The organism is Bradyrhizobium sp. P5_C11_2 (assembly GCF_054049755.1).
In genome coordinates this window covers 1-3,555 of record NZ_JBFULT010000675.1, presented here as the reverse complement: position 1 = coordinate 3,555, position 3,555 = coordinate 1, and the positions used below count along the sequence as shown (strand labels likewise).

Here is a 3,555-nt window from a genome sequence, read left to right as displayed (position 1 = left end):
GCGCGCTTCCGCCCGATCCTGATGACGACCATGGCGGCGCTGTTCGCCGGCATTCCGCTGGTCATCGCCACCGGCCCCGGCACGGAGCTGCGGCGTCCGCTCGGCATCACCATCATCGGCGGCCTGTTCGTCTCGCAGATCCTGACGCTCTACACCACGCCCGTGATCTACCTGTTGATCGACCGCCTGCGCCGCCGCTCCGAGCCGCGCCCGCTGGCCGCACCTGCGGAATAGGCGAAGTATCGCGCAGGTTTCGACACCGTCAGTCGGCTCGATCTCCTAACATTTGATGTTGTCAACTTAACATCTGTTCTCATAAAGGCTGTTACTTCTCATTTCTGTCAACAAAGCTCGTTACAGAACGGAGACGGGCGCAGCCTTCGCTCGTCGCGCCGCCCCAAGCTGTTGCATTCGAACGGAATCCCGCCCCGAGAATGTGTGACGGGCTTGGGAAACTTTGCGGGCGAGCGGAAATCGGCTGGCTCGTGTTGCTTTGGAGTGATTGGCCAAATGGCTAATATGGTCGGATCGCACTTTTTCCCGGAGATTGCGGCGGGTGGATTCTCTCGGGTCGATGGCACGATTCAGTTCTGGCAGCGGGTCGGGGCCTTGGTTGGACCAGATTCCGTCGTGCTGGACTTTGGCGCCGGGCGAGGCGCCGGCCAGAGCGAGGATTCGGTGGCCTACCGGCGCAGCCTGCGCTCGTTGAAGGGACGGGTGCGCGAGCTCGTCGGGGTGGATGTCGACCCGGCTGTCACGACCAACAAGGCGCTGGATCGGGCGTTCGTGATCACACCCGACGGAGAGCTTCCGATCGCCGATCAATCCATCGACGTGATCGTATCGGATTTTGTATTCGAGCATCTCCAGGATCCCGCCAGAGCCGCCCGTGAACTCGACCGCGTGCTCAAGCCGGGCGGCTGGATCTGCGCGCGAACGCCCAACCGCTATGGATACATCGCGCTCGCCAACCGGATGATCCCCGACCGGTTGCATGCCCGCATCATCCAGTCGGCCCAGGACGACCGCAAGGGCGAGGATGTCTTCCCGGCCGTCTATCGGCTGAACACTGCCAGCGCGTTCAAGCGGCATTTTCCCGCCTCCCGATACGATCTGTATGTGATCCCGTGGGACGCGGAGCCGGCCTATTATTTCGGATCGAAGCTGCTCTATTCGCTGTTGCTTGCGGTTCAGCACTGCACGCCGGCTCCGTTCAAGACGGTGTTGACGGCGTTCATGCGCAAACGCCCCGTGGCGTGAGGTTCGGGCTTAGGGCGGCGCCACTCCGGGCAAGAGAGTTGTTGAACCGCCGCTTCAAGCGTATAGCGGCGACCATGTCGAACCCCACAGCCGCCGTGCCGGCCGATCCGATCCCCGAATGCCCGCACTGCCAGAAGCCGATGCCGCTGTGCATCTGCGACAGTGTCACGCCGATCAAGAACCGGCTCTCGCTCCTGATCCTCCAGCATCCGCAGGAGCAGGACAGGGCGCTCGGCACCGCGCGGCTGCTTGCGAAGCACTTTGCCGATGCCACGGTGCGGGTCGGCCTGTCCTGGCCGAGCCTGTCAAAGGCGCTGGCGCGGCCGATCGAGAACGCCTCGCACTGGGCCGTGCTCTATCTCGGCTCGGCGCGCGCGGCCGATCTGGAGGCCGAGGGCGAGATCGTCGCGCTCAACCGCAAGGGCGAGGTCGCGGACAACCAGCGCGCGATCCTCGGCAAGCTCGAAGGCGTGGTGCTGCTCGACGGCACCTGGAGCCAGGCCAAGGCGCTGTGGTGGCGCAATCCCTGGATGCTGAAGTGCCAGCGCGTGATCCTCAACCCGGCGCACCCGTCGCGCTACGGGCGCCTGCGTAAGGAGCCGCGCAAGGACGGGCTCTCGACCATCGAGGCGGCCGCGATAACCTTGGCCGGCCTTGAGCGCCGCCCTGACATCGCCGAGACGTTGAATGCGAGCTTCGAGCGGATGCTGGCGCGCTATCGCGAGGTGCAGGCGGAGATGCCGGAGCTGGCGCCGAAGCCGGTGGTCAAGGACCGCCGGCGCGGTGTCCGGCGGAGCAAGCGGGCCTGACCGCGGCCGCCGGAGGAGGGGCGGATCGTCGCCGCCGGCACGACCGAGCAGATTTTCCGCCAATATCTCGGCGGCGCGGGCCAGCCGAAGCTCTCGCCGCGCGGGGTTGCCTAAACCCTTGATCCCCTATATTGCTCCGCCCTCGTTGGGGCCACGTGGCGGAGTGGTTACGCGCCGGTCTGCAAAACCGTTTACTCGGGTTCGAGTCCCGACGTGGCCTCCATCACAAGTTTCTGATCTCTCAGCACAAATTCGATCTCGGCGCCGGTTCCGCATAGCCTGGTTGCGAGGCATGCCGCGCCGCGCACACCGGGTTTGCCCGGGGCTTGGCGGAAACCAGCGATTCAGGCCCGATGGCACAGACTTCGCATCTGCGAAGTGATGCGTCACGAACCCCTGGAGCTGGAGAGCACGTGAGCGACGTCGTCCGATTCGTCCCGAAATCCGAGCTGGAGCGGGCTCGCCTCATTCGCGAGGCCCGAGCGATCTATGACAGCATCTTCCCGCCGGCTGCACCCGACCGGGTGCGGCAGGACGGTGAGGAGCGCGTCAAGACTTGATCGCGGGCCACGTGGGCGCGCGCTGGGCGTTCATTCGTGAGGTCTGGCTAAGCGATCTCAGCAGGCAGCGTACCAGCCGTCCGGAAAGGGCAGGAGGGGCCAGGCGCCCTCGTTGTCATTGGCGGCCTTGGGCGTTGCGTCGAAGCTCCACGAGCGGGGCACGAATTCCTCCTCCGGCACGGGCGCCAAATCTTCATGGGTCATGGCGTCACGCACGGCATTCAGCAGCAAGTTGAATTCGGCTTCGCTCATCGCACCCTCCGGAACGCGGATGGCGCAATGTCGCAAAGCCGGCTTGTTTCCCGGTTGAGCCGATCGTTCGCATTTTAACGATCCGGCGCTCGGGTCCCGATTGGTTAGCGATTTCTGAAAAATCCCCCAAAAATCCCCGTTGAATCCTAGGTTCCTCCCGCACTCTGCCAGTGTGAAAGAGATCACATTCTCCGCGGTTTATTTCTCCTACCTCTTGGCGCGCACCGGCCAACGCAGACCGGAGGCGGGCAGGGCGACAGGAGACTTGGTCATGAAGGCAAGGTTCTTGCGGTTTGCGGCTGTGAGGAGCCGAGCGCGTCGAGCTTCGACCGTCGGGCTGTTCCTGACGCTGTTCGCCTCCGCCGCCCATGCGCAGCAGGGAACTCCGGAGCAGCGGCGGGCCTGCACGCCCGACGTCTACCGGCTCTGCGCCGGCGAGATCCCCAATGTCCGCGCCATCACGGCCTGCCTGCGCCGTAACCGGTCAAGCTTGAGCGAGGCTTGCCGCAGCGTGTTCGATCAGGCCGGCGGCTGACATGCCTAGGCCCGATCGACATTCGGGATTCCCAAGTGGTTTGATCGCTGATTCATAGAGTTCCGTGATTCGACACGGAGCGGATGATGGCGGCGAAGCGATATGAGCTGACCGAGGCGCAATGGGCGAGGATCTCACC

At 64.5% G+C, this 3,555-nt stretch carries 6 protein-coding genes and 1 tRNA gene; 6 read left to right on the top strand and 1 reads right to left on the bottom strand.

What is annotated here, in order from left to right:
- The 5 genes from ACXJL8_RS36670 to ACXJL8_RS36650 form a co-directional block, all read left to right on the top strand.
- Nucleotides 1–234: efflux RND transporter permease subunit (locus ACXJL8_RS36670; RefSeq protein ID WP_456686587.1), on the top strand; the 234-nt coding region annotated here is incomplete at its 5' end.
- 213 nt (nt 235–447) lie between these two features.
- Complete coding sequence (locus ACXJL8_RS36665) at nt 448–1,260, top strand: class I SAM-dependent methyltransferase (RefSeq protein ID WP_456624059.1); 813 nt, start codon at nt 448–450, stop codon at nt 1,258–1,260.
- Nucleotides 1,261–1,334: 74 nt separating this feature from the next.
- Entirely contained in the window at nt 1,335–2,069 is a 735-nt protein-coding gene (locus ACXJL8_RS36660) for a tRNA-uridine aminocarboxypropyltransferase (RefSeq protein ID WP_456624060.1), read from the top strand.
- Nucleotides 2,070–2,218: 149 nt separating this feature from the next.
- Nucleotides 2,219–2,292 (top strand) — tRNA-Cys (locus ACXJL8_RS36655).
- Between the two features lie 190 nt (nt 2,293–2,482).
- A complete protein-coding gene (locus tag ACXJL8_RS36650) occupies nt 2,483–2,629 on the top strand; it encodes a hypothetical protein (RefSeq protein WP_456624061.1) in 147 nt (48 codons plus the stop codon).
- 57 nt (nt 2,630–2,686) lie between these two features.
- Here the strand turns inward: ACXJL8_RS36650 and ACXJL8_RS36645 are convergent, their stop codons facing one another.
- The gene (locus ACXJL8_RS36645; protein WP_456624062.1) at nt 2,687–2,881 is read right to left on the bottom strand and encodes a hypothetical protein; all 195 of its coding nucleotides are present in this window, start codon (nt 2,879–2,881) and stop codon (nt 2,687–2,689) included.
- A 271-nt stretch (nt 2,882–3,152) separates the two neighbouring features.
- Between ACXJL8_RS36645 and ACXJL8_RS36640 the strand changes: the two genes are divergently transcribed.
- Nucleotides 3,153–3,416, top strand: coding sequence for a hypothetical protein (locus ACXJL8_RS36640; protein WP_456624063.1), 264 nt, complete (start codon nt 3,153–3,155; stop codon nt 3,414–3,416).
- Nucleotides 3,417–3,555 lie beyond the last annotated feature (139 nt).